This is a genomic window from Lentzea alba (assembly GCF_011067745.1).
GTDB lineage: Bacteria > Actinomycetota > Actinomycetes > Mycobacteriales > Pseudonocardiaceae > Lentzea > Lentzea alba.
The window spans coordinates 284,790-308,566 of sequence record NZ_JAAMPJ010000009.1; the positions used below are offsets into that span (position 1 = coordinate 284,790).

Annotated in this window: 13 protein-coding genes; 5 read left to right on the forward strand and 8 right to left on the reverse strand. The window is 71.9% G+C overall.

Annotated elements, in window-relative coordinates; translation table 11 throughout:
- The first annotated feature begins 18 nt into the window (after positions 1 to 18).
- From aroA to G7043_RS30690, 4 genes are read left to right on the forward strand one after another with little or no spacing between them, the layout of a single operon-like run.
- Positions 19 to 2,973, forward strand: a complete 2,955-nt coding sequence (gene aroA, locus G7043_RS30675; protein WP_166051527.1) for a 3-phosphoshikimate 1-carboxyvinyltransferase — start codon at positions 19 to 21, stop codon at positions 2,971 to 2,973.
- On the forward strand, positions 2,970 to 4,160 hold the full coding sequence (locus tag G7043_RS30680; protein WP_242642828.1) for an acyl-CoA dehydrogenase family protein: 1,191 nt from the start codon (positions 2,970 to 2,972) through the stop codon (positions 4,158 to 4,160). Before aroA ends, G7043_RS30680 begins: the two co-directional genes overlap by 4 nt.
- A complete protein-coding gene (locus G7043_RS30685; RefSeq protein ID WP_166051529.1) occupies positions 4,157 to 4,969 on the forward strand; it encodes an SDR family oxidoreductase in 813 nt (270 codons plus the stop codon). The genes G7043_RS30680 and G7043_RS30685 overlap by 4 nt, the downstream gene beginning before the upstream one ends.
- Before the next feature lie 4 nt (positions 4,970 to 4,973).
- Positions 4,974 to 6,989, forward strand: a complete 2,016-nt coding sequence (locus G7043_RS30690; protein ID WP_166051531.1) for an oxidoreductase — start codon at positions 4,974 to 4,976, stop codon at positions 6,987 to 6,989.
- Positions 6,990 to 7,300: 311 nt separating this feature from the next.
- Here the strand turns inward: G7043_RS30690 and G7043_RS30695 are convergent, their stop codons facing one another.
- Together G7043_RS30695 and G7043_RS50045 are read right to left on the reverse strand one after the other, a co-directional pair.
- Positions 7,301 to 8,497 carry a beta-ketoacyl-[acyl-carrier-protein] synthase family protein gene (locus G7043_RS30695; protein WP_166051533.1) on the reverse strand — a complete coding sequence of 399 codons (1,197 nt, stop codon included), beginning with the start codon at positions 8,495 to 8,497 and terminating at the stop codon, positions 7,301 to 7,303.
- Between the two features lie 12 nt (positions 8,498 to 8,509).
- Positions 8,510 to 11,197, reverse strand: coding sequence for a helix-turn-helix transcriptional regulator (locus G7043_RS50045; RefSeq protein WP_166051535.1), 2,688 nt, complete (start codon positions 11,195 to 11,197; stop codon positions 8,510 to 8,512).
- 617 nt (positions 11,198 to 11,814) lie between these two features.
- On the opposite strand from G7043_RS50045, the gene G7043_RS30705 reads away from it, so the two are divergent.
- Positions 11,815 to 12,807, forward strand: coding sequence for a TauD/TfdA family dioxygenase (locus G7043_RS30705; RefSeq protein WP_166051537.1), 993 nt, complete (start codon positions 11,815 to 11,817; stop codon positions 12,805 to 12,807).
- Positions 12,808 to 12,811: 4 nt separating this feature from the next.
- Here the strand turns inward: G7043_RS30705 and G7043_RS30710 are convergent, their stop codons facing one another.
- From G7043_RS30710 to G7043_RS30735, 6 genes are all read right to left on the reverse strand, one after another.
- Positions 12,812 to 13,516, reverse strand: a complete 705-nt coding sequence (locus G7043_RS30710) for a LuxR C-terminal-related transcriptional regulator (protein WP_166051540.1) — start codon at positions 13,514 to 13,516, stop codon at positions 12,812 to 12,814.
- Between the two features lie 161 nt (positions 13,517 to 13,677).
- Positions 13,678 to 16,398, reverse strand: coding sequence for a helix-turn-helix transcriptional regulator (locus tag G7043_RS30715; RefSeq protein WP_166051541.1), 2,721 nt, complete (start codon positions 16,396 to 16,398; stop codon positions 13,678 to 13,680).
- Positions 16,382 to 19,096 carry a helix-turn-helix transcriptional regulator gene (locus G7043_RS30720; protein ID WP_166051543.1) on the reverse strand — a complete coding sequence of 905 codons (2,715 nt, stop codon included), beginning with the start codon at positions 19,094 to 19,096 and terminating at the stop codon, positions 16,382 to 16,384. Before G7043_RS30720 ends, G7043_RS30715 begins: the two co-directional genes overlap by 17 nt.
- A 5-nt stretch (positions 19,097 to 19,101) precedes the next feature.
- The gene (locus tag G7043_RS30725; RefSeq protein ID WP_166051545.1) at positions 19,102 to 21,888 is read right to left on the reverse strand and encodes a helix-turn-helix transcriptional regulator; all 2,787 of its coding nucleotides are present in this window, start codon (positions 21,886 to 21,888) and stop codon (positions 19,102 to 19,104) included.
- 560 nt (positions 21,889 to 22,448) lie between these two features.
- Entirely contained in the window at positions 22,449 to 23,498 is a 1,050-nt protein-coding gene (locus G7043_RS30730) for a class I SAM-dependent methyltransferase (protein WP_166051547.1), read from the reverse strand.
- Positions 23,495 to 23,743, reverse strand: a complete 249-nt coding sequence (locus G7043_RS30735) for a hypothetical protein (protein ID WP_166051549.1) — start codon at positions 23,741 to 23,743, stop codon at positions 23,495 to 23,497. Before G7043_RS30735 ends, G7043_RS30730 begins: the two co-directional genes overlap by 4 nt.
- Between the last annotated feature and the right edge of the window lie 34 nt (positions 23,744 to 23,777).

Here is a 23,777-nt window from a genome sequence, read left to right on the forward strand (position 1 = left end):
CACCAAACGGAAGTCATCATGCACCTTCTGCTCGAACGCAGCCGGCGCCCGCTGACAGGCGAAATCGTCGTTCCCCCGTCGAAGTACCACGCGCACCGGGCGCTCATCCTCGCCTCGCTCGCCGAGGGCACCAGCCGGATCAACGGCCTGTGCGACGCCCGGCACGTGCGCTACACCGAGAAACTGCTGCGCGACCTCGGCACCGTCATCCGGCGCGACGAGTCGGGCTACACCGTCCGCGGCGGCCCGTACCGGCCCCTGCGCGACACCGTCTCGGTTGGTTCTTCCGGCACCACGCTGTACTTCATGCTCGGCCTCGCCGCGCTCGCCGACCGGCCGGTGACGATCAAGGGCCAGAAGTACTTCCAGCGCAGGCCGGTCGGCCCGTTGCTCACAGCGTTGCGCGACCTCGGCCTCGACGTGAGCAGCACCGGCGACCGACCTCCCGTACTGGTACAGCCCGGCAGGCCGGCGGGCGGGCACGTCCAGATCCCCGGCACGTTGTCCCAGTGGATCTCCGGACTGGTGCTGCTCGCGCCGTTCGCCACCGGCCGCACCGTCGTCGAGGTCGACGGCGAGCTCAACGAACGCCCGTACGTCGAACTGACGGTGGAGATGATGCGCCGCTTCGGTCTCGAGGTCGAGGTGTCGCCCGACTGGCAGCGCTTCGAGATCGAACCGAACCAGCGCGCGACCGCCACCGAACTGACACTGCCGCCCGACCTCGGCTCGGCCGCGTTCGGTGTCGTCGCCGCCGCCATCCAGCCCGCCGACGTCCTGTTGCGCGGCATCACGGCGTTGGACGGCGACGCGGCGGACCACCCGGAGTCGGCGTTCCTGCGCATCATCCGCGACATGGGCGTGCCACTCGCGCTCGAACCCGACGGACTGCGCATCCGCCACGACGGCGTGCCGCTGCGGCCGACGACGATCGACTGCCGCGAGGTGCCCGACATGCTGCCGGTCCTGAGCACCCTGGCCTGTCACGCCGAGGGCGAGACCGTCTTCGAGAACGTGAGCCACGTGCGGCTGAAGGAGTCCGACCGCGTGGCCGCGATGACGCAGCTCAACCAGATGGGCGGAGACCTCCGCGAGGACGGCGCCGACCGGCTGGTCGTGCGCGGCGTCCCCCGGCTGACCGGCGCCGCGCTGTCCTCGTTCAACGACCACCGCGTGCTGATGTCGTTGGCACTGGCGGGATCCGTGGCCGACGGGCAGACCAGGCTCAGCTACCCCAACGCCTACCGGATCTCGTACCCGGACTTCCTGCGCGACATGACCGGCATCGGCATGCGGGTCTTCCCGCGTGACGGCGGCTTCCGCGCCCCCGCGGCGTCGCTGCCGGAGCTGCTGCGGAGGTGGGCCGTCGAACGGCCCGACGACACCGCCGTCGTGGACGTCCGGCCCGAAGGCACCCGGCGCACGACCTGGCGGGAGCTCGACGCCGGCGTGGACCGGGCCGCGGCGGCGTTGCTGGCGCTGGGCGTGCGTCCCGGCGAACCCGTCGCGTGCCAGCTGCCCAACTGGACGGAGTTCGTCCAGGTCGCGCTGGCCACGCTGCGGATCGGCGCGGTGTGCTGCCCGCTCATGCCCATCTTCCGCAACCGGGAGATCGGTTTCATGCTCCGCAAGGCGGGCGCCAGGGTGCTGGTGACCACGGACGAGTTCCGCGGCCGGGCCCACGCGACCGAGATCGCGGCGGCGCTGGTGGAGAACGGCGAGGAGCTCGCCTGCCTGGACCACGTGATCGTCGTCGGCGCCGGCCGGGGGCCGACCTCGGTTCCGCTGCGCCTGGGCCACGTGCGCTGGCACGACTGGCGAACCCTGCTCGACAAGTCCACTGTGGACAGTGACGCAATCGAGGCCCGCCGCCCGGCACCGGACGCCACCGCGCAGCTGCTGTTCACCTCCGGCACCACCGGCGAGCCCAAAGGCGTGCGGCACCGGCACGACACGCTGGGCCGCGCGGTGCTGGCCCAGACCGAACGGCTGAAGCTCACCGGCACCGACGTCGTCTACATCCCCTCACCGCTGGCCCACCAGACCGGTTTCCTCTACGGCATGTGGCTGGCCCTGACCCTGGGCACCACGTCACTGCTGCAGGCGGTCTGGGACGCGGCAACGGGATTGCGCGCGTTGAACGAGCACGGCGGCACGTTCGTCCAGGCGGCGACACCGTTCCTGGCGGACCTCACCAAGGCGGTCGAGGAGGGCGAGCCGCCCGCACCGTCCCTGCGGATCTTCGTCGCGACCGGCACGACCGTGCCGCGCACACTGGCGGCCCGTGCGGTGAACCGGCTCGGCGTCGCGGTGTGCGGTGCGTTCGGCACCACGGAGACGTGCCTCGGCTCGCTCTCCGGCCCGCACGACCCGCCCGGCAAAGTGTGGTCCACCGACGGGCGGGCGATGGACGGCACCCGCCTGCGGGTCACCGACGACGACGGCAAGCTGCTGCCACCCGGCACGGAGGGCAACTTCGAGCTGCGGTCGCAGACCTGCTTCGAGGGCTACCACGACAGTCCGGACCTCACCGCGGACGCCTACACGCCCGACGGCTGGTACCGCACCGGCGACCTGGCCGTCATCGACGCCGACGGCTACGTCCAGATCACCGGACGGGTGCGCGACGTCATCAACCGCGGCGGGGAGAAGGTGCCGGCGGCCGAGATCGAGGACCTCCTGCACGGCCATCCGGCCGTGGCGGACGTCGCGATCGTCGGGATGCCCGACGAACGGCTCGGCGAGCGGGCGTGCGCGTTCGTCGTGCTCGCGCCGGACACCCGCCTCGACCTGGAGGACGTGCGCAAGCACCTCGACCGGCACGCCGTGTCCAAGTACTACTGGCCGGAACGGCTCGAGATCGTCGCGCGGCTTCCCCGCAACCCCAGCGGCAAGGTGCAGAAGTTCCTCCTCCGCGAGCAGGCCAAGTCCCTGCGTCCGCAACCACTGATTCCCGAGGTGCAGAGCGCATGAGTGTCGACATGATCGAGCGGACGGCGCGGTCCGCGGGCATCGCCGCGGCCGAGCTGGACGAACTGCTGACCGACGTCGCGGCCTACGTCGCGGGTCCGGGCGAACGCTGGGCCGAACGGATCGAGCGCACCGGCGAGGTGCCGGAGGAGCTCTGGACGGAGCTGCGCGACCGGGGCTACCTGTCGCTCGCCGCTCCCGTCGAGTACGGCGGCCGCGGCGTCTCGTTCCCGCAGTGGATGCGGCTCATGGAGGTGTTCGCGCGGTCGCACGGGTCGTTGCGGATGATCGTGCACGTCGTGAACGGCACCTGGCGGGCGATGGACGAGTTCGCCACCCCCGAGCAGCGGGCCAAATTCGTGCTGCCCTCGATCGCGAGCCGGATCAAGGTCGCGTTCACCCTCACCGAGCCCGGCGCGGGTTCCGGCGCGGACATCAGGGCGACCGTCGAACGGTCCGGCGACCACTACCTGCTCTCCGGCGTCAAACACCTGATCACCTTCGGCGTGCGGTGCGACTACTGGCTCGTGACGGCGCGGCTGGACGGGAGCAGCGGTCACAACGGCACGGTGGCGCTGATGGTGCCCCGCGACAGCGCGGGCGTGACGGTGGTGGACACCTCCGAGACCATGGGCGTCACCGGCACCGACCACGCGCACCTCACGTTCGACCGCACCCCCGTGCCGATCGCCAACCGGCTCGGCGAAGTGGGCCAGGGCCTGGCCGTCGCGCTCGGTGGTTTCCTCACCCCGTCCCGGATCTCGGTCGCGATGAGCTGTGTCGGACTCGCCCGCCGCGCGCAGGAGCTCGCGGTGGACTACGCGAGGGAACGCGTGACGTTCGGCAAACCGCTGACGTCCCGGCAGGCCGTCCAGTTCATGCTCGCGGAGAACGAGGCGGAGATCGAGGCCGCGAAGCAGCTGGTGCTGCACGGCGCGCAGGCGTGGGAGGACGACGATCCCGCCGCCCCGGCGCTGTCGTCGATGGCGAAGATGATCGCCGTCGACATGCTCACCAGGGTGACCGACAAGGCGCTGCAGATCCACGGCGGTTCCGGTTACTGGCGGACCAGCGCGATCGAGCGCGTGTACCGCGACGCGCGGGCGCAGCGGTTCGAGGAGGGCACCAACGAGGCGCAGAAGTCCGTGGTGTTCCGGGAGATGCAGGCCCGTTGGGAGGACGCGCGATGAGCCGCCGGGTCGCGGTCATCACCGGGGCGTCGCGGGGCATCGGCCGGGAGCTCGCGCTGCAGCTGGCGGGCTCCGGGGTCGACCTGGTGATCAACTACAAGAAGAACGAGGAACTGGCCGAGAAGACCGCGGCCGAGGTGGAGGCGCTCGGCGCCCGTGCCGTGGTGGTGCGGGCCGACGTCGAGACGGAGGAGGGCACGGACTCGCTGTTCGACGCGACGCACGCGGCGTTCGGCAGGCTCGACTACTTCGTGTCAAACGCCGCGGCCAGCGCGTTCAAGAACATCATGGATCTGAAGCCGCACCACCTCGACCGGTCGTACGCGATGAACCTGCGATCGTTCGTGCTGGGCGCTCAACACGCCGTGCGGCTGATGGACAACGGCGGCCGGATCGTCGCGTTGTCCAGCTACGGCAGCATTCGCGCCTACCCGACCTATGCCGCGCTCGGCGCGATGAAGGCCGCCATCGAGGCGTGGGTGCGGTACATGGCGGTCGAGTTCGCGCCGTACGGCATCAACGTCAACGCGGTGAACGGCGGGCTGATCCAGTCGGACTCGCTCGACTACTTCTACGGCGTCCCCGGCATGCCGGACATCGGCACCGTGCTCGACCGCGTGCCCAAGGGACGCCCCGGCACGCTGCCGGAGGTGGCGGCGACCGTCGCGTTCCTGCTGTCGCCGCAGGCCGAGTACATCACCGGCCAGACCGTCGTCGTCGACGGCGGGCTGAGCGTGGTCGCACCGCCGTTCTTCGCCGACGCGACAGCACCGCTGCGCCTGCCACCGCGCCCCGCGCGAACGGAGTGATCCGTTGCTGCGGCGAGTGTTCCAGCCGGGCATGATCGGGCGGATGCGGCTGCCCAACCGCATCGTGATGGGCTCGATGCACCTCAACCTCGAAACACGTGACGACGGTGGCGCGGCCGTGGCGGAGTTCTACGCGGAGCGCGCGCGTGGCGGGGTCGGGCTCATCATCACCGGCGGTTGCGCGGTGAACCGGCAGGGCTCGGGGGGCCGGGGGTACGTCGTGCTGAGCGATCCCGCTCAGCACGACGCCCTCGCCCGGTGGGCCACCGCCGTGCACGCGGAAGGCGGCCGGATCGCCCTTCAGCTGTTCCACGCCGGCCGGCTCACCTCCAGCCGGTACACGGGCCTGCCGCCGCTCGGTCCGTCCACAGTCGCCAGTCGGATGTTCCCGGACGAGCCGCCGGTCGCGATGACGACCGGGCAGATCGAGGACACCATCGCCGACTTCGCCCGTGCCGCGGCGCTGGCGGGCGAACTGGGCTTCGACGCGGTCGAGGTGATGGGGTCGGAGGGGTACCTCGTCAACCAGTTCGGGTCGCCGCTGACGAACACCCGCACCGACGCGTGGGGCGGCGACGCGCGCCGGCGGAACCGGTTCGCACTGGCCGTCGTGGCGGCGATCAGGGACCGCGTGGCCGGACTCCCGGTGCTGTTCCGGATGTCCGGCGACGACCTGATGCCCGGTTCGTCCACAGTGGACGAGCAGAGGGCGTTCGCGGTCGAGCTCGCATTGGCCGGCGTGCACGCCGTCAACGTGGGCGTCGGCTGGCACGAGTCACGGGTCCCGACCGTGCAGGGGATGGTGCCGCCCGGCACGTGGAGCCACTACGCGGCCGGCGTGAAACTGGCCCTCGCGGCCGAACGCCTCGCCGTGCCGGTGATCACGGCCAACAGGTACACCCGCCTCGACCAGGCCGAGCGGGCGCTGGCCGAGGGGCAGGCCGACTTCGTGTCGATGGCCCGCCCGTTGCTGGCCGATCCCGCCATCGTGGCGAAGGCCCGGACGAACGAGCCGGTCAACACCTGCATCGCCTGCAACGAGGCGTGCATCGACAGGTCGCTCGGCGACGAACCGGTGTCCTGCGTGGTGAACCCCCGCGCGGGCCGGGAACTCGTCTTCCCCCGCCTCACCGTGCGCCGCGCCCGCCGGTACGCGGTCATCGGCGGCGGCCCGGCGGGCATGGAGGCCGCGCGCGCCCTGGCGTCGCTCGGCAACAGCGTCTCGCTCTTCGAGGCCTCCAGCGAACTCGGCGGCCAGTTCCGCCTTGCCCGGCGCGTGCCGGGCAAGGCGGACTTCGGCGCGACGATCGGCTACTTCACCGACGAACTCACCCGGCTAGGCGTAGACCTGCGCCTGGACACCCCGATCACCACGGCCAACCTCGCCCTGATCGAGCAGACCGACGGCGTGGTGCTGGCGACCGGCGTGACACCCCGCGAACTCGACCTGCCGGGAGCCGACCTGCCGCACGTCGTGCGCTACCCGCGCGCGTTCCGCGAACCGGAGTCGCTCGGCGAGCGAGTGGTGATCATCGGCGGCGGTGGCATCGCGGTGGACCTGGCGCACCTGCTAGGCCACGTGCCGAGCCCGCTCGACGCGCGGACGCGGTTCCTCGTCGACCACGGCCTGACCGAGGGACCAGCTCCAGCGCCCCCATCACGCTCGCTGACGATCCTGCGCCGCCAGGGCCGCATCGGGACAGGCATGGGCCGCAGCACCCGCTGGGCGGCCGTAGACGCGCTGCGCCGCCAGGGCACGGAACTGCTCAGCGGCGTCCGCTGCGAGGCCATCACCCCCGACGGCGTGTGCGTCACCGACGAAACCGGAACCCGCCGACTGATCCCGGCCGACTCGGTGGTCGTGGCGATCGGCCAGGAACCCCGCGCCACCCTGCTCCCCTTGCTGGCCAATACCGGCCTCCCCCTCCAGTTGGTCGGCGGCTCCGCCAGCGCCACCGGCCTCAACGCCACCCGCGCCTTCGAAGACGGCCTACGCGCCGCCCACACCCTGGGCCGCTGACCGACCCCGCACGCGGGGCCCTCCCGTGCCGCAGCAGTACACAAAAGCTCCCCGCGTGCACCACCCAACAACGCAAACCAGACAAACCAGCCACCACCCAACCCACCACAGCCGCAGCATCCCGAACTGCACGCGGGGCCCTTCCGTACCGTCAGACAGTACGAAAGCTCCCCGCGTGCACCACCCCACAACACAAACCAGACAAAACGGCCACTGTCCGAGCCGCCGCGGCCGCAGCATGACTGACCGCACGCGGGGAGCTTTCGTACTGTCACGCAGTACGGAAGGGCCCCGCGTGCGGTCAGCGGTGGTTAGGGGGTGTAGCGGCCCAGGACTACGGCGGCGTTCGCGCCGCCGAAGCCGAGAGCGTTCACCAGCACGACGTCCGGCCGGCCGGCCCGTGAGGTGTTGGGCACGCAGTCGATCGGACACTCCGGGTCGAGCACGCGGTGGTTGATCGTCGGCGGCAGAAATCCTTCCTGCACCGCGAGAACAGCGGCGGTGCAGGCGTGCGCCGCCGCGGCCCCCATGGTGTGGCCGATCATGGACTTGATCGCGGCGACGGGCGGGACGGCACCCTGCCCGAAGACCTCCGCGAGCGCCGCGCACTCCATGGGGTCGTTGGCTTTCGTGCCGGTGCCGTGGGCCAGCACGAGACCGACCTCGTGCGGCGCGACACCCGCGTCGGCCAGCGCGCCGCGCAGGCACTCGGTCACCATCTCCTGCAGCGGCCGGGTCGGGTGGTACGCGTCGCAGGTCAGGCTGTAGCCGAGCACCTCGGCGTGAATGGTGGCGCCACGGGCCAGCGCGAAGTCCAGCGCCTCCAACACGAGCACCGCCGCGCCCTCGCCGAACACCACGCCTTTCCGGTCGGCGTCGAACGGCCGGCACGCGTCCGGTGCGAGCGCTCCCAGGCGGTACATGTTCGCGAAGACCTTGCGGTTGGGCGTGTCCCCGCCGCCGCACAGCGCGAAGTCGACCTCGCCGGAACGAATCGCGTCCAAGCCGTAGCCCACGGCGTAGTTCCCGGCCGCGCAGACGTTCGGCAAAGTGATCGCCTCGACGTCGGACAGGCCCAGGTCGGCCGCCACCGCCAGCGGCATCCGGCTCATCCGGAACCTCTTGGCCAGCAACGGATCGAGGTGCGGCAACCCCTGCGCCAACTCCATCTCGGTCAACACGTCGACGTCGCGCGCGTCGCCGTCGGTGGTGCCGATCGAGATGAGCCCCGGCACGTCACGCAGCTCCCCCAACGAAACCGCGGCGTCCTCCACCGCCATCCGGGCCGCGGCCACCGTCATCCGAGTGGCCAGGCCTTGTTCCGAGTCGCCGTCGGGGAAATCGGGCACCTCGCACATCCGGTCGTGCGCGAACCCGGTCGTGTCGAAGAACGAGATCGGGCCCGCTCCGCTGCGGCCTTCCCGCAGCCCAGCGCCGAACCCGCTTCTGCCGTTGCCGATGCTCGACACGACACCGAGCCCGGTGACGACAGTCCTGCGTGCGGTCATTCCTGCTCCTCGTCACGCGATCCGATGACGCAACCCGGTCAGCTCGACGCGGGAGGTGATGCCGAGCTTGCGGAAGATCCGGCCGAGGTGCGCGTGCACGGTGTGCGGGGACACGAACATCCGCGCGGCGACCTGACGGTTGGTGAGTCCTCCCGCGACGAGCTCGGCGACCTCGCGTTCGGTGTCGGTGAGGCTGTCCCAGCCCGTCGACGGCCGGTCGGCGTAGCTCCAGTGCCTGCGCCGGACGCCGGCCTCGCGCAGCTTGCTCCTGATCCTCGCCGCGTCCCTGGTCGAGCCCGCCGCCGTGTAGCCGGTCATCGCCGTCTCCAGCGCCGCCACGGCCCCGGCGCCGTCCACCGCGGCCAGGTCCTCGGCGGCCGACGCCCGTGCCCACGGGTCGCCGTACTGGTCCAGCGCCGCGGTGAGCGACGCGGCGTCTCCCCTGGCCACGCCACGGGCGTGCGCCGCCGCGGCGGCCAGCACCGCGACGCCGGGATTGCGCCTGGCCACCTCGGCCGACGCGGCGACGACCATCCGCACCAGGTCCCGGTCGTCGGCCGAGAGGGCCGCGCGAACCAGCCAGGCGGCCGCGCCCGGCTCCAGCAGCAACGGTGCGGGCTGGTCCAGCAGTTCGGGATGGCTCGCGGCCAACGCCGACAGCGCCTCGCCCGGACTCGTGCGCGCGGCCTCGACCTGCAGCGCCGTCCACACGTGACCGGCGCGGAAGTACGGCAGGTGACACTCGGGCGCCTGGCCGAGGTGCAGCCGGGCGGCGGTGACGTCCCCCCGGCGCAGGGCGGCCGTGGCGAGCACCGTCGTCATCAACGAGGCGGGCCAGGTCACCCCGAGCTCCTCGGAGAGCTCGAAGGCGGCCTCCACCACCTCGGTGGCCTCCGCGACACGGCCGGTCCGCGCCTTCACCCTGGCTCCCACCACCCGGAGCAGCAGCTCGCTGCCGACGTCGGTCGCGTGTCCCACCAGGCTTTCCGCCGCGGCGAACGCCTCCTCGGCCGCGCGCAGGTCGCCGACGCCGGCCAGCGCGACGGTGAGCACGAGCTGCGGATGCGGCACCGGCACGTCCCGCCACCCACCCGGCCCGCAGCGCATCGCCTCGTTCAGCAGGTCGACACAGGCCGTGACGTCGCCGGCGGCCCACCGACGGGTCGCGAGCACCAGCCGTGCCGTCCCGGCGAGCACCGACCGGTCCTCGGCACCGGCGAGCGCATCCTCGGCGAGCCGGCCCGCGTCCTCGTCGTCACCGTTGGCGAGGAGCGCGAACAGCCGTGTGGCCTGCAGCCGCTCGTCGTCGGCGCCACTGGCCAACAGCTGTTCCGCCACCGCGACCGCCGACCGGTAACGGCCGTTCAGCACCCGCACCGTCGCCAGCGCCGTGCCCAGCCGCACCGCCTGGTCCTCCGGCGGGGTCACCGCGAGCCCCGCCGAGGCGAGCTCCTCGGCCTCGGTGAGCCTGCCCAGCCGCAGCAGCGCGGTCACCCGGAGGTCGAGGAGCCGGTGGTGGTCCGCCGCGCCGGGGCGGGTGAGCCGCAACGCTCTCAGCGAGATCTCCGCGGCCGCCGCCGGCGCGGTGTCGAGCGCCTGCGCCGCCGCGTCGGCGAGAGCCCGGATCGCCTGGGTGTCCCCCGGCAGCGCGCCCCGCACGAGATGATCGGCCGCGTCGGCGGCGGTACCGGTGCGGCGCAACAACAACAGGCCGATCTCCCGGTGCAGTGCGGCGGCGACCGACGGCGTCACCGACTCCCGCAGCACCCTCCGCATGAGGTGGTACCGGAACGCCAAGGTGTCCGGTTCGTCACCGGGGACGACCATCCCCGCCCGCATCGCCTCGCGCACCGCCAGCAGGATGTCGCCCGCGGACCGGCCGAGCACGTCCGCGACGTCGGCGACCCGGAACGTCGCGCCGAAGAGCGCCGCGACCTCCAGCACGGAGATCACCTCGTCGCTGCCCCCGTCCAGCATCCGCCGCACGACGGTGACGACCTTGCCCGGCAACGGCCGCGACGACCAGGCCGCGGCGCTGTCGCCGCGCTGCACGTCGTACTCCTCGCGAAGACCGTCCAGCAGGGCGTTCAACAGGGCGGGGTTGCCGCCCGCCCCGGCCGCGAGCAGGACCAGGCCACCGTCCGGGCGGCCACCGGCGAAGTCGGTCACGATCCGCTCGACCTCGGCCGCCGACAACGGCCGGACCCGCAGCCGCGTGGCACCTTCGGACTCGAGGTGGTCGAACAGCCGGTCCACCTCCGTCGCCGCGCCGATGCCGTCGCGGCGCACCAGCAGCCACAGCACCGGGCGATCCCCCAGCACCGACGGAAAGGACCTCAGGGCCGAGAGCGTCGTCGGATCAGCCCAGTGCAGGTTGTCGAGCCCGATGAACACGGGTCCGGAGCCGCTGCGCCCCTCGATCGACCGCAACAGTTGCGCCGCCTCCGCTTTCCAGGCCGTTTCTCCGAGAGCCTCGGCGAGAACGGCGAGCGGAGCCCACCTGGCCAGTTCGTCCGCGCGGGCCGAACAAATGGACACGCCGTGGGAAAGCGCCAGGTTCCGCGCGAAGGCGAGCAGGCGGCCGCATCCCACGCCCGCCTCGCCTTCCACCAGCACGACACCGCCGTGGCCCTCGGCAACTGCGGAAAGCGCTGTGCGCAGACATGCCCGAACCTCTGCCCAGTCGTCCCCGTTCACCACCGCGACCCCTTCCCTGGCGAGCCGTCACCCGTGCGCGGAAGTGAACGTCCGTCGAATTCGACGGACGACAATGCGAACACGGATTCGAAAAAGTCACCTGATAGTGGCGAAAACCTATCAGAGTGATCTTCTCGCAAACCGGGGGAAACATGACTCAATTGGTAAAACTGTGGTACGGGACAGCAGGGGTTCGGTACCTTCGAATGACCACCCCCAGTGTCTGAACACACCGAAAGCCGGGGCCGGACGTGGATCGTCCGACCCCGGCTCAAACGGGGTTCACAACCAGGCGGTCGTTCAGTTCGCCGCGTTGTTGTTGTTCGCGTTGTTGTTGTTCAGGTTGTTGTTGTTCAGGTTGTTGTTCGGGTTGTTCGCGTTGCGGTTGTTGTTGTTCATTTCAGCCACCTCGTGCTCGAAGGGAACCCAGCGGACCGTCGACCGGGCCGCGCTAAGAGCCTCCGGTCCACGCCGAGCACCGCACATCACCCGAGTTGGCACGGCGAACGGAGTGACAACGCCCAGGATTTCGCGGCACCGCTGACAGGTTGGGCGATGTGACCGGTTGGCGGGCCGCGCGAAGCTGACGCCGTCCCGACCCTCGAGAGGGGAAGTCAGCCATGACGTCTCAGATGGACGCGCCCGTGAACACGGACGGCACGATCTCGTTGGAGCTCACGGAAGACGAGCGGCACGCCGTCCGGCGGCTCACGACCACCCTCACCGCGAACCCGCTGGCGCTGATCGACGGCACCGAGTGGGTGCAACAGGCGTTGGACCTGTCGTGCGAGCTTCCCCTGCGACTGCGTGAGGCGCTGCGCCGCTTCCGCAGGCATCCCGGCGCCGAGGCGGTGCTGCTGGTGCGCGGTCTGCCCGTCGACGAGAACGACCTGCCGCCCACTCCGAACGTGCCGGGTTCGGTCGAGAAGCACCCGACCACGCCGGCCGCGGCACTGGCGCTCACCAGCCTGCAGCTGGGCGACGTCACGGCGTTCCGCCAGGAGAAGGGCGGCGCTCTGGTGCAGAACGTGGTCCCGGTGCCGGGAAAGGAGGACTTCCAGGGCAACGCGGGCTCGACCACGCTGACCATGCACGTGGAGAACGCCTTCCACACACACCGGCCGGACTACGTCGCGCTGCTGTGCCTGCGCAACGACCACGACAACGTGGCGGGGCTGCGCACCGCGAGCGTGCGCACCGCACTTTCCTTGCTGTCACCCGAAATGCGGGCCGTCCTCGGCGAACCCCGGTTCATCACGGACGCGCCGCCCTCCTTCGGGGACAGCGTGCCGTCGGCGAAACCGTGCGCCCTGCTGAACGGCGCTCCGGAGGACCCTGACATCGTGGTGGACTTCCACGCCACGCAGCCTCAGGACGAAGTCGCCGCGGCCGCGTTCCGCGCGCTCGGCGACGCGCTGGACCAGGTGCGGCGCACGTTCATCCTGCGCACGGGCGACCTGGCGATCGTCGACAACCGGCTCGCGCTGCACGGCCGCACCGCCTTCAAACCCCGGTACGACGGCAGGGACCGCTGGCTGCAGCGCACCTACATCCACCTGGACGCCCGGCGCACCAGGCCGTACCGGGAAGCGAACGGCAACGTGCTGTCCTGACCGGTCAGCTGGCGGCCGCGCGCCGCGCCCTCGGCGGCCACTGACCGAGCTCCAGGACACCGAGCGAGTACGCCTTGGACACCAGCGACGCCCGGTTGTGCACGCCGAGCCGGCGGATCATGGCACTGACCCGGTACTCGACCCCCTGCTGGCTCAGGTGCAGCTTGCGCGCCAGCTGCGCACCGGACTCACCGGCCGCGATCCCTTCCAGGATCTGGGTGTCGGCCTCACCGAACAGGGCGGAGGGCGCCGTGTTCCCCGCGACGGCGGGCTCCGGCTTCACCAGCACCACAACGCAAACAAGGCGTTCGAGCGCGTCCCTGACCGGCACCGCGGCCACCTGGCACCGGAACGCCGGTTCGCCGGGCGCGGCACCGGCGGCGGCCATCCGATCGAGCATCTGCGGCCGTCTGCTGTCGGAGAGGCGGGCGAACTTCCGGCGCGCCCGGACCTGGGCGCCGGGGTGCAGCAGATCGAGGAACGGGCATCCGTAGAGATCGCCGGGGGTCTTGCGGAACTGCCTCAGGAACTCGGCGTTGGCCTGGACGATCCGCATCGCGCCGTCGAGCCGGGCGACGCCCGCCCCCGACTCGACGGACAACCACCGGAACAGGTCGACCCAGGCGTCCGGGTGGCTGGTGGTGTCCTGGGTCAGCAACGCGTCGGCGACGGCTGCACTCGCCTCTGACAGTCCGGCGGCCACTTTCATCTCGACCTGACCTTTCGGGGGGAGGAGGCTTTGTGGTGAGAAGGCTAGAAACCCGTTCTCCGTGCGGTCAACGACACTGCGGGAAGCGAACGGCAACTCTGTGGGAGCGCTCTCTCGGGGTACGGAGCCCGCACTCCGGCGTCGCGGACATGTCCACACGACTACTCGGTGAGCGGTGCCGTGCCGGACCCCTGTGCGAAGCCGAGAACGTCGAGCAACCCCGTCCTGCCCGCGACCCCGAGCTTGCGATAGCAGTTGGTGAGGCGCTTCTCGACGGCTCGTCTGCTGACCTCGAGCAGTTCGGCGATCTCCCCGTTGGTCAGGCCCTCCGCGACGAGTTCGGCGACCCGGCTCTCCCCTTCGGTGAGCGCCGGGATGCCGGACGCGGAGTCCGCACCGGAGGGCAGCGGCCCGGCCGCGAGGGAGTCCGGGTCGCTCAACGCGAGGCGGTGGGCACGGGCGGCCGCACGTTCGTGGCCGGGCAGTTCCGCGGCCCGCAGCCGGTTGGCGAGCGACCACACGGTCGCGGCGACCTCCTGCGGGCGGACAGCCGACTCCAGCACGTCGACGGCGTCCTGCAACAGCGCCACGCCACGCGCGCCTTCGGTCATCTCGCCGAGCAGGCGCAACGCCCGTCCGTGGGTCCGCGGTTCGCCCCACGTCGCCGCGAGACGACGTTGTTCGTCCGCGAGCCGCCGGGCCTCCGGCAGGTCGCCGAGCCTGCGGTGCAGCCGCGCCGCCCAGGCCCGCCACGGGACCAACGCCGGATTCCGCCAGCCGAGCCGCTCGAACTCGCTCCCGCACTCCAGCACGTATGAGAGCGCACCCACGTCGTCCTCGCCGTCGGCCAGCGACGCCCGCAGCAACCGCACGGCCGCCGGCACCGGCCGGTCCACCGGAACGTGGGCCTCACAACGCTCCAGCACCAGGCGGGTGAGGTCCGGGTCCTCGCACTCGATCGCGGTCAGCACCATCGAGCGCACGAACGGCGACTCCGGTACCGCCCAGTCCGGCACCGGCGCCCGCGCCGCGGCGACCGCCAGCGCGACCGCGTCCGCCGTCGCACCCTGATGCGCCCGCACCAGAGCGCGATCGGCGTCGATCAGCGCGAGCTCCAGACCTCCGTCGAGCGGACTCGCCAGGTCGGCCGCGGTGTCGAGCCACGACAACGCCTCGTCGAGCGCTCCGGCGGTGACCAGAACTTTGATCAGCAGACGTGCCGGGGTGTGGACGTGGCCCCGTGCGGCCGGTTCGCGGTCGAGGATTCGCTTGGCCGTCCTGGCCGCGTCGGGTGCGGAGATCCGGACCGAGAGCATGCTCGAGTGCAGCAGCACGATGAGCAACTCCCGTTCCGCGCCACCGGTGATGGCGGGTTCGCTGCCGAGTTCGGCCAGTCTCCGGGCCGAGGCCGCGAGCACGTTCGGGTCACCACAGCCGAGGTAGCGGGTCCTCGCCTCCAGCCGCAACGCCAGGTCCCGGTCGACGCCGGTGAGCGTGGCGACGTCGCCGAGCTCCGCCGTGACACCGCGGATCAGGTCGGCCACCGGCTGGGGTGCCCTCGCGAGCCAGGACGGTTCCAGGCGCATCAACGCCGCGCCGCGTTCGCGTGCGGAGCCGAGGTGGGGAAGGGCCGCGACGATGTGGCGGGTGGCGACCGCCGGGTCGGTGTCGCGGATGGCCACGGCGAGATCCACCAGCAGCCGTGCCCGCCGCGGACCGTCCTCCGGTACCGCGAACACCGCCCTGCGCAGGCACCGCGCGGCCAGCACGGGCTCGCCCCGGTCGAGCGCCAGCCTGCCCGCCTCCCGCAACGCCGAGATCGCCCACTCGTCGAGCGGCATGGTCACGGCGAGCAGGTGCGCGGCGACCTGCTCGGCGGGGCGGCCCCGGTGGTGTCCCAGTTCCGCCGCCCGCAGGTGGAGGACTTCCCGTTCCCGCGCCGGCATGGCGTGCTCGACCGCGTCGGCGGCGAACACGTGGGCGAACCGCGGCCGCAGACCGGCGGCGAACAGGCCGAGGCGGGTCAGCCGGCGCACGGTGTCGCTCCAGCGGATCGGATCGAGCCGGGCCAGCAGCCGCGCCGTCTCCTCGTCCGCGTCGTCCCCCAGCGCCGCCACCGCGTGCACGACGGCGCGGGTGGACGCGGGCAACGCGCGCACGCACGAGACCAGCCTCGCCCGCAGCGATTCGGGCCGCCTGGCCGACAGGTCTTCCACGCTGCTCACCGCCGGGCGGATCCCGTCCGCTGCCAGGTCCGCGAGGAGGGCGGTCAGCGCGATGGGGCTCCCGGCGGTGATCTCGTGGCACCGCCGCACGAACTTCTCGTCACCCGGCTCGCCGAACGCACTCGCGACCAGCTCACCGGTCGCGGCCGGCGACAGGTCCCGCGGCCGCAGCACCACCGCGGCCGCGTCGAGCACCTCCCGCACCAGCGGCGTCTCCGTGCCGGGGTCGCCGTCGCGCACGGTCACCACCAGCACCACGGGCAGCCTGCCGATCCGGCAGGCCAGCCGCGCCAAGGCCCGCAACGAAGCCTCGTCACTCCACTGCAGGTCGTCGACGAGCAACGCGAGCGGCTCGCCGGTGCTCAGCGCGTGCACGATCGAGTCCACAGTGGACTCACTGACCGCGGGCTCACCGTGCTGACCCAGGGCGAGCAGCTGGAGCACGACGCCGAGCACGAAGTCGCTCTCCAGCGGCGACGCGGCGGCCCACCGGACCTGGTACCCCGCCCGTCGCGCCCAGGCCGCCCCGGCGAGCAGCAGCGCGGACCGGCCCACGCCGAGCGGGCCGCTGATCACGACGGTCGCCCCCGCACCCGTCCGCGCTTGGTCGAACACCGCGGCGAGGTGGCCGAGCTCGACGTCACGCTCCAGCGTCATCGCGCTCCCCCTCCTCGACGACGGCCAGGTCGAGCAGGGCCCTGAGCTGGTGCCGCCGCGTGACGCCGGTCTTGCGGTAAATGCCGCTGAGATGCCACTCGACCGTGCGGCGGCTGACGGCGAGCTGCGTTGCGATGTCCACGTTGGACAGTCCGCAGCCGGCCAGTTCGGTGATCCTGCGCTCGGTGGGGGACAACAGGTCCCCGATCCGCGCCGCCGTGGCGCGGAGGTGCTCGGCGAGGTGGAGGGAGCCGAACTCGCCGGCCAGCTGGTCGGATTCGAGCAACAGGTCGAGCGCCTCCCCGATCGCTCCGGACGACACCCGGTACCTGGCGAGCTCGGCGAGCGCCTGCGCGTACCGGAACCTCCACGCCGAGCCGCGCAACAGCCGAACCGCCTCGGCGCAGTGCTGTTCGGCCTCGGCCCCCGTGAGCACGAGCGAGGCGACCAGGTGTCCGCTCCCGACCGCTGTGCGCGTCCCCCACCGCCCGGCGAGCCCGAGTTCCTCCATGATCAGTGCCGCGGCCTCCTCCTGCCGGCCGAGTGCCCGCAGTGCGATCGCGGTGAGCGCGCGCCAGCCGAGCAGGGCCGGGTTCGTCCAGCCCCGCGCCAGCAGCCGCCGGCCGCACTCGCGCAGGTGGGTCACCGCGTCGGCCGGCCGGTCCCGGTGCAGGTCGAGCACGCCCTGGGCCAGCAGGACCTGCGCCCAGCCGAACCCGCGCCGGGCCCTCGGCTCCCACTCGACGTCGAGCAGTGACTCGGCCAGGGAGACGTGCCCCCGTTCCAGCGCCAGCACCGCCTCGAACGCCACCAGACCGGGCAGCGCCACGGGATGCCAGCACTGCCGCGGATGCTGGGCCAGGGCGGTCTCGAGGTCCGCGGCCGCCTCCTCGAACCTGCCGTCGCGGGCGTGCACCTTGCCTCGGGCCAGATGCGCCACGGCACCGAGCACGCCGGAACCTCGCTCCTGCGCGAGTGCGATGGCCCTGCCCAGACCGGCCAGGGCCTCGGTCGAGTCGTCGGTCAGCATCAGCGTGCGGCACACCAGCACCTGCGAGGTGACCAGCCGGGTCTCGCCCTCCAACGCCGTCATCGCCAGCGCGCGGGTCGCGGCCAGGTCGACGCCTCGCACCGCGAGCTGCCACGCCGCCACGCCGGCCTCGTCCGGCCCGTCGGGGCGGCCGGGCTGGTCCACCGACACGGGCAGCTCGAACTCGGTCACGTCGTGCGAGGCATCGTCGGCGATCCAGTACAGCGCCGACAACGCCGCCCGTTCGGCCGGCGTCACCCCGGCCCTGCCGCAGGCCGTCCCGATCGCCGACCGGGCCTCGACGTCGTCGCCCTTGGCCACCAGCAGGTCGGCCGCGTCCAGCCGGACGTCCACCAGGTCGGGCCCACCCTCGCGCAGCAGCACTCGCCGCAGCAACCGTTCTCCCGCCAGGGGAGAGTCCGGTGTGCTGGCGATCGCGAGGTCGATCTCCAGCACGGCCCTGCGCAGGTCGTCGAGAGGTTCCCGCAGTGCCCTGGCGAGCAGCTCGACGGCGGTGCCGAACTCGCGCACGTTCCTCGCGCGCGTCGCCTCCCGGCACAGCGTCTCGACCACCCAGCGCTCGCCGATCGGCCGGGCTCGCAGCAGCAGCCGCGCGACGTCCTGGTCCGGCAGCGCGCCGCGGTGGGCGATGGTCGCGGCCCTGGCGTAGAGGTCCGCCCTGTGCTGGGCGTCCAGGCCGGTGAGAATCCGGTCGGCGGCAGGTGCGAGCGGGGTGCCGCCCGCGCCCAGTGCCAGGCCGCTCACCAGTTCCCGCGCTTCGGCCGGCGACATCGTCCGCACCCCGGCCAGTGCGCAGACCAGCTCGAAGTCGAGGTTCCCCGGTTCGAGCGCGAGCACCCGGACGAGGTCGGCGAGCTCGGTGGGCAGTCCGGCGACGAGGGCCGCGGCCCGGTCGGCGAACGCCTCCGCACAACGCCGGACCAGCTCGGCCTCCCCGCACGGGTGCGGACCGGCGGCGAGGAGGTCGGCGGCGTCGTGGACCAGTGCGGGACGTCCTCCGGTCGACTCGGCCACGACGTGCGCGGTCCCGGGGTCGATCGTGTCTCCCGCGCGGGCTCGCAGCACCGCCAGCACCGCGGGTTCGCTCAACGGCCGCAGCCGCCGGACGGTCATCGCCGCGGGGAGGCTGCGGATGCCGTACTCCTGCCAGTCCCGCGCGAACGGATCGGTGACCGCGAAGACCACGGCCACCGGCCGGTGGGCGGGCCTGGTGATCATGGAACGCAGCCACCGCGCCGAAGCCCGGTCGATCCACTGCACGTCGTCGAGCAGGAGCAGCAACGGCCGCCGCGCCGCGTCTTCGAGCAGGGTGGCCTTCATCGTGGTGGCCAGGTCCTCGGAGTCCCCCTGGCGCAGCGGGTCCAGCTGCGCCACCAACCCGAACCGCCTGGCCGTCTCGCCGCGGGAACACCGGCCGACGAGGACCCGGCACCCGGCCGTCTCGGCGTGCGTCCGAGTCCAGCGCAACAGGGCGCTGCGTCCCGCCCCGCCGGGACCGCGCAACAACACCGTGCGTGGTGTGCCCGACACCAGATCGCCCACCACGCCGCGCAGCACGTCGATTTCCTGCTCTCGTTCGACCAGAACGTGCCCGCTGCAAGGATCCGCGGTCCGTCTTCGGCCCTTCTCCGCCACCGCCGTCTCCATGCCCCTCACCCCCGGGACCCGGAGCCCGTGCGGGGGACGAGCGCTCCGGCGAGCTGCCGCCGTCCGCTCACCCCCAGCTTGCGGTAAGCGCTGGTCAGGTGGATCTCGACGGTGCGCAGCGACACCACCAGCGACTCGGCGATCTGGCGGTTGGAGGCTCCGGCGGCAGCCAGGTCCACGATCCTGCGCTCGCTCGGGGTGAGCGAGCCCGTCCACACCTCGTCCCGCCGTCCCATCCGGCCACCAAGGCTTTCGAGGCCGGCGCGCGCCCAGGACGCGTGTGCCAGCTGGCCCCAGCGCACCGCGAGATCGACCGCGTGCCGCAGGCGTGCGCGTCCGGCTCTCAGGTCACCACCGCGGGCCAGTGCGAGCCCGAGGAGGTGCTCGGCCTGCACCTGGCGCACCCGGTCCCCCGCGGCGGCCAGCAGTTCGACGGCCTCGCTCAGCAGTGCGGGCGCCCGGTCGTGACGGGCGATCGCGCCCTGCGCGAGCCGGGCGAGTCCCAGTGCCTGCCGCGTGCCCCAGCGGCGGGCCAGTTCCGTTCCCCGTTCGACCGCCTCCACAGCCTCGTCGGCTCGGCCGAGATCGGCGAGCAGCCGGGCGAGATCCACCCACCACGGCGCGAAGACCGGGTTGGTCACGCCCACCTCGCGCAGGCTGTCGCCACAGGCGACCAGGTCGGTCAGCGCCGCCTGCGCATCTCCCTGGGCCCAGCGGATTCTGGCCCTGGTCATCAGGTACTCGTAGTACTCGCGGACCCTGCTGGTCGTCGCCTCGCCCAGCACCGTCTCGGCCGTGTCCGCCTCGTCGAGCAGCACCAGCACCGAGGCCAGTGCCACGCGCGGCGCGACGGTGTGTTTGCGGCCCGCCGCACCGGAGAGTTCCACCGCCCGGCACGCGTCCGCGTAGGCGCCGGAGAGTTCGTCGGACTCGGCCCGGATCATGGCCCGCATGGCGAGTGCCGCGCTTTCCGCCCGAGAGTTGTTCGACGCCGCGCTGTCCTCGATCAGACGGCCGAGCGTCGCCAGCGAGGTGGTCCGATCGCCGGCGAGGTAACACACGAAAGCTCCCACGGACGAACCTGCCGTGGGCTCGCCCGGTCCGATGAGCCGGACCGCCGTGGTCGCGTGTGCGAGTGCGATGCGAGCCGGCTCGCCCTGGATGGCGGCGAGCGCGCTCCGCGCCGCCGCGCTCAGCCGTTCGGCGACGGTGTCACCACCGGTGCCGAAGTCGGCGGGCAACAGGGCCCGGGCACTCGGCGCCGCGGTTCCGATCGTGGTCAGATCCGTGATACCTCCGAGGACCCGGATCGCGGTGAGGTAGCCCACGAGGTCCCGATGAGCGGCGTCGCCGGCTTCGGCCACCGGCCCCAGTTCGGCCAGCACCTCGTCGACCTGGTCGAGCACCTCGGGCGCGCGGCCGGCGGCGAGCCCCGCGGCGGCGAGCTTGCCGACGACCGACGCGCGCTCCCTGACGTCCGCGGTGAGCGTCAGCGCCTCGCGCAACAGTTCCAGGGCGCGGTCCGGGTCGCTCAGCCCCACGACCGCGGCGAGATCGATCCGGTTGCGCGGATCGCGCGGACCGGACCGGTACACCGCGAACAGGAAGCGGCGGCGCGACTGGAGAGGAGCCTGCCGGGCGGCTTCCCGCAGGATGTCGAGCATCCACGGCGGTGGCTGTTCCGGCAGCGGCAACAGCTGCTCCGCGACGTGCGTGGCCGGATACCCCGCAACGCTGAGCAGCCACCCGGCCCGGCCGCGGAGCTCCTCGCGCCGCAGCGCGGACAAGCCGTGCAGCACCGGTGCGACCACCTGGACCGCCGATCCGCGTTCGTCGAGGAAGTCGTTGCACCGCAACAGCTCTACCACCTCCTGCACCCGGACCACGGGCACCTCGGCGAGCATGGCGACGAGTTCGGCGTCCGTCGTGCCCAGCGCACCCACGGCCCTGGCCACGTCGAGTGCGTGGCCGGTCTGGCCGAGCACGGCGAGCACGTCCCGCGGCGCGACCGTCCTGCCGATCTCCGCCACCCGCGACGCCTCACCGTTCACCGGCGGGACGCGCCGGCCGTTCAGCACCTCGATCAGGCGCGACAACGTTCCGGGGTTCCCGTCGGCGACGCGGGCGCACTGCTCGGTGAAACCGGCCTCCGCCCTCGGTCCCAGCGCGCTCGCGGCCAGCACCGCCGCGTCGGCGGGCGGCAGCGGGCCGAGGTCGAGGACCGTGCCGCTGTGCCGCTCCAGCAATCCGAACGGCGGGGACGCCGACGCGAACGCCTCCGTGCGCAGACCGAGCACGACCAGCAACGGCAGTTCCGCCGCCCGGCGCAGGGTGAAGTCCAGCCAGCGCAGCGTCGCGGCGTCGCAGTGCTGCACGTCGTCGATCACCAGCACGAGCTCACCCGCGCGATCGACGGCGTCCAGCACGACCCGGTGCAGCAGGCGCAGGATCGACCGGAAGACGGCCTGTCTCTCGCCGCGGTGGTCCTCGTCGCCGGCACCGTCGTCGAGCGAGCGCAACACCGGCAGCTTCCAGCGCAACGGTTCCGCGCCGGGAGTGGAGCCGAGCAACCCGCACGCCGCGTCGAAGGCGGCTGTTTCGGGAGCACAGGTCGTCCTCAGGACGGCGCTGGGCCGCAGATCCTCCAGCGCGGCGTCGAGCAAGGCCGACTTGCCGATTCCGCTCGGTCCGCGCACGAGCACGACTCGCGGTGTGCCGGCGCGTACCGCGGCCGCGGCGTCAGCGAAGAGACGTAATTCCCGATCTCTGCCGACCAGCGTGCCTCCGGTCATCATCACACACCTTCATCCCACCCTGGGGGCATCTCGATTGGTGATTTTCACCGATGACGTGACCGGTCACGCACATTGCCGGAGGCTACCAATCAAAAGGAACCAACCACCTCAGGTCGCAGGGTTTTACCTGGGAAACCCTTATACCACTGAACATCACTTGCACAAACGAACAGCACCATCTGAGAAATACGTGAAAAATGTTCACGAACAGTTCTTTCGATTCGTTCGACGACCGGTCGTCGAACAGGTTCGACAACGCAGCGTGCACATCCCCCAACAGCTACTACGCTGCGAAATCACGTTCTCGGCCACTCATGGTCAGCAAGCCCCCCGGGCAACCCCGAAAAACAAGGAATGGCTTCCGAAGAACGCGGACGACCGAGGTCGTCTCAGACGGATCCGGCCGCCGCCGGACACTCGCCCAACTGAGATGACAACAGTGGAGAACATTCCAGTTCCGGCGCGTTCGGGATGCACACCCGTCCACCTGGGATCCATGCGCACTTCATCCAACGTTTTTCTTCGAACTTGAACGGCGCGATCCCGGTGGATCCGACTCACACCGCTTCGCGGACCGCGTGGAACAGGTGATGCCGAACCGACGACCGGGCGCCCGCCGACATCGACACCTTGAGCGCGAATCCCGCGGCCCGCAGCGCGGATTCCCAGACACCGCCGTCCGGGAAGATCTGCCCTCCGCGCAGGACCTCACCGCCCGGCACCGGCGAGTGCAGGAAGTGCGTCGAGACGAGAGCGGCGGGATCGTCCCCGGCCGGAACGCTGAACACCAGTTCACCGCCGGGCACGAGCAGGCGGTGGATCCGCATCAGCGCGCGGCCGATGTTGGTCGCGTGATGCAACGAGTGACCCGCCACGACCACGTCGGCCGAGGCGTCCGCGAAACCCTGGTCCGCGAAGTCCTGGTTGACGTCGAGAATCTCGGCGCGAAGCTCCGGACGCGCCCGCACCACGGCCCACAGGACCTCTTCGCAGACGTCGGTGAACCGGTAGCACGCGATCGCGGAAGGCAGCACGTCCAGCAGCGCGTCGGTGGTCCGCCCGGTGCCGCCACCGATCTCCACCACCCGGACCGCGCGCCGGCGGACCAGGGCACCGGAGCCGACGAGCTGCGCACAGTCCTCGTCGAGCTCATCGGTGCAGGAACTCAAGCCCTCACCCGCCAGCGCTGCGCACGCCGAGCCGTCCGGTGCGAGCAGTGCTCCCGCCGTGACCTCGTCCCTGAGCAGTTCGGGCAGACGCCTGACCGCCCGCTCGTGCAACCGCGCCGCGTTGCGCGGAATCCTCAGCCGCCGGTACGACGAGCTCAGATCCTCGGGCCTGAGGCGGCGAACCTCCCCGAGCACGCGGTACCCGCGGCCGTCGAACTCGATCACCCCGCGCAACGCCAGGGTGCGCAACCACCGCAGCACCAGCCACTCGTGCCGTGGTGCGATGCGCAGGGCTCGTGCGGTCACGTCCAGCGACGCCCGCGCACCGGGCTCCAGCTCCAGTGCCGAGACCATCGCGGCAACGCTGACCTCGTCGAGGTACGTCAGCGACGCGGACCTGCGACCGAACACGCGCGGGAGCACGATCGGCAAGTTCATCCCAGGAACCCGAACCTGATCGGGCCCGCCGACTCGAGGCTGGAGTGCAGCAGGTCGGCGTGGAACTTCACCCGCGCAGCATCCTCACGCGCCAGCGCACACACGATCTCGTCGGCCGCGACGGTCGCCATCATCAGGTTCAGCACCTGGTCCGCGCCCGTCAGGTCACCGCGCGCCGCAAGGCCCGCCCGCATCCGGTGCAGGCAGGCCACCAGCTCCGCGCACGTTTCGGAAAGTTCACCCATCTTCGGAGAGTCCCACGTGGACGGCCCGACGAAC

Coding starts and splice junctions, on each gene's coding strand:
- G7043_RS30720 (WP_166051543.1), bottom strand. CDS start 19,096: ATGGAGACGGCGGTGGCGGAGAAGGGCCGAAGACGGACCGCGGATCCT.
- G7043_RS30695 (WP_166051533.1), bottom strand. CDS start 8,497: ATGACCGCACGCAGGACTGTCGTCACCGGGCTCGGTGTCGTGTCGAGC.
- G7043_RS30725 (WP_166051545.1), bottom strand. CDS start 21,888: ATGACCGGAGGCACGCTGGTCGGCAGAGATCGGGAATTACGTCTCTTC.
- G7043_RS30710 (WP_166051540.1), bottom strand. CDS start 13,516: ATGAAAGTGGCCGCCGGACTGTCAGAGGCGAGTGCAGCCGTCGCCGAC.
- G7043_RS30705 (WP_166051537.1), top strand. CDS start 11,815: ATGACGTCTCAGATGGACGCGCCCGTGAACACGGACGGCACGATCTCG.
- G7043_RS30680 (WP_242642828.1), top strand. CDS start 2,970: ATGAGTGTCGACATGATCGAGCGGACGGCGCGGTCCGCGGGCATCGCC.
- aroA (WP_166051527.1), top strand. CDS start 19: ATGCACCTTCTGCTCGAACGCAGCCGGCGCCCGCTGACAGGCGAAATC.
- G7043_RS30735 (WP_166051549.1), bottom strand. CDS start 23,743: ATGGGTGAACTTTCCGAAACGTGCGCGGAGCTGGTGGCCTGCCTGCAC.
- G7043_RS30730 (WP_166051547.1), bottom strand. CDS start 23,498: ATGAACTTGCCGATCGTGCTCCCGCGCGTGTTCGGTCGCAGGTCCGCG.
- G7043_RS30715 (WP_166051541.1), bottom strand. CDS start 16,398: ATGACGCTGGAGCGTGACGTCGAGCTCGGCCACCTCGCCGCGGTGTTC.
- G7043_RS30685 (WP_166051529.1), top strand. CDS start 4,157: ATGAGCCGCCGGGTCGCGGTCATCACCGGGGCGTCGCGGGGCATCGGC.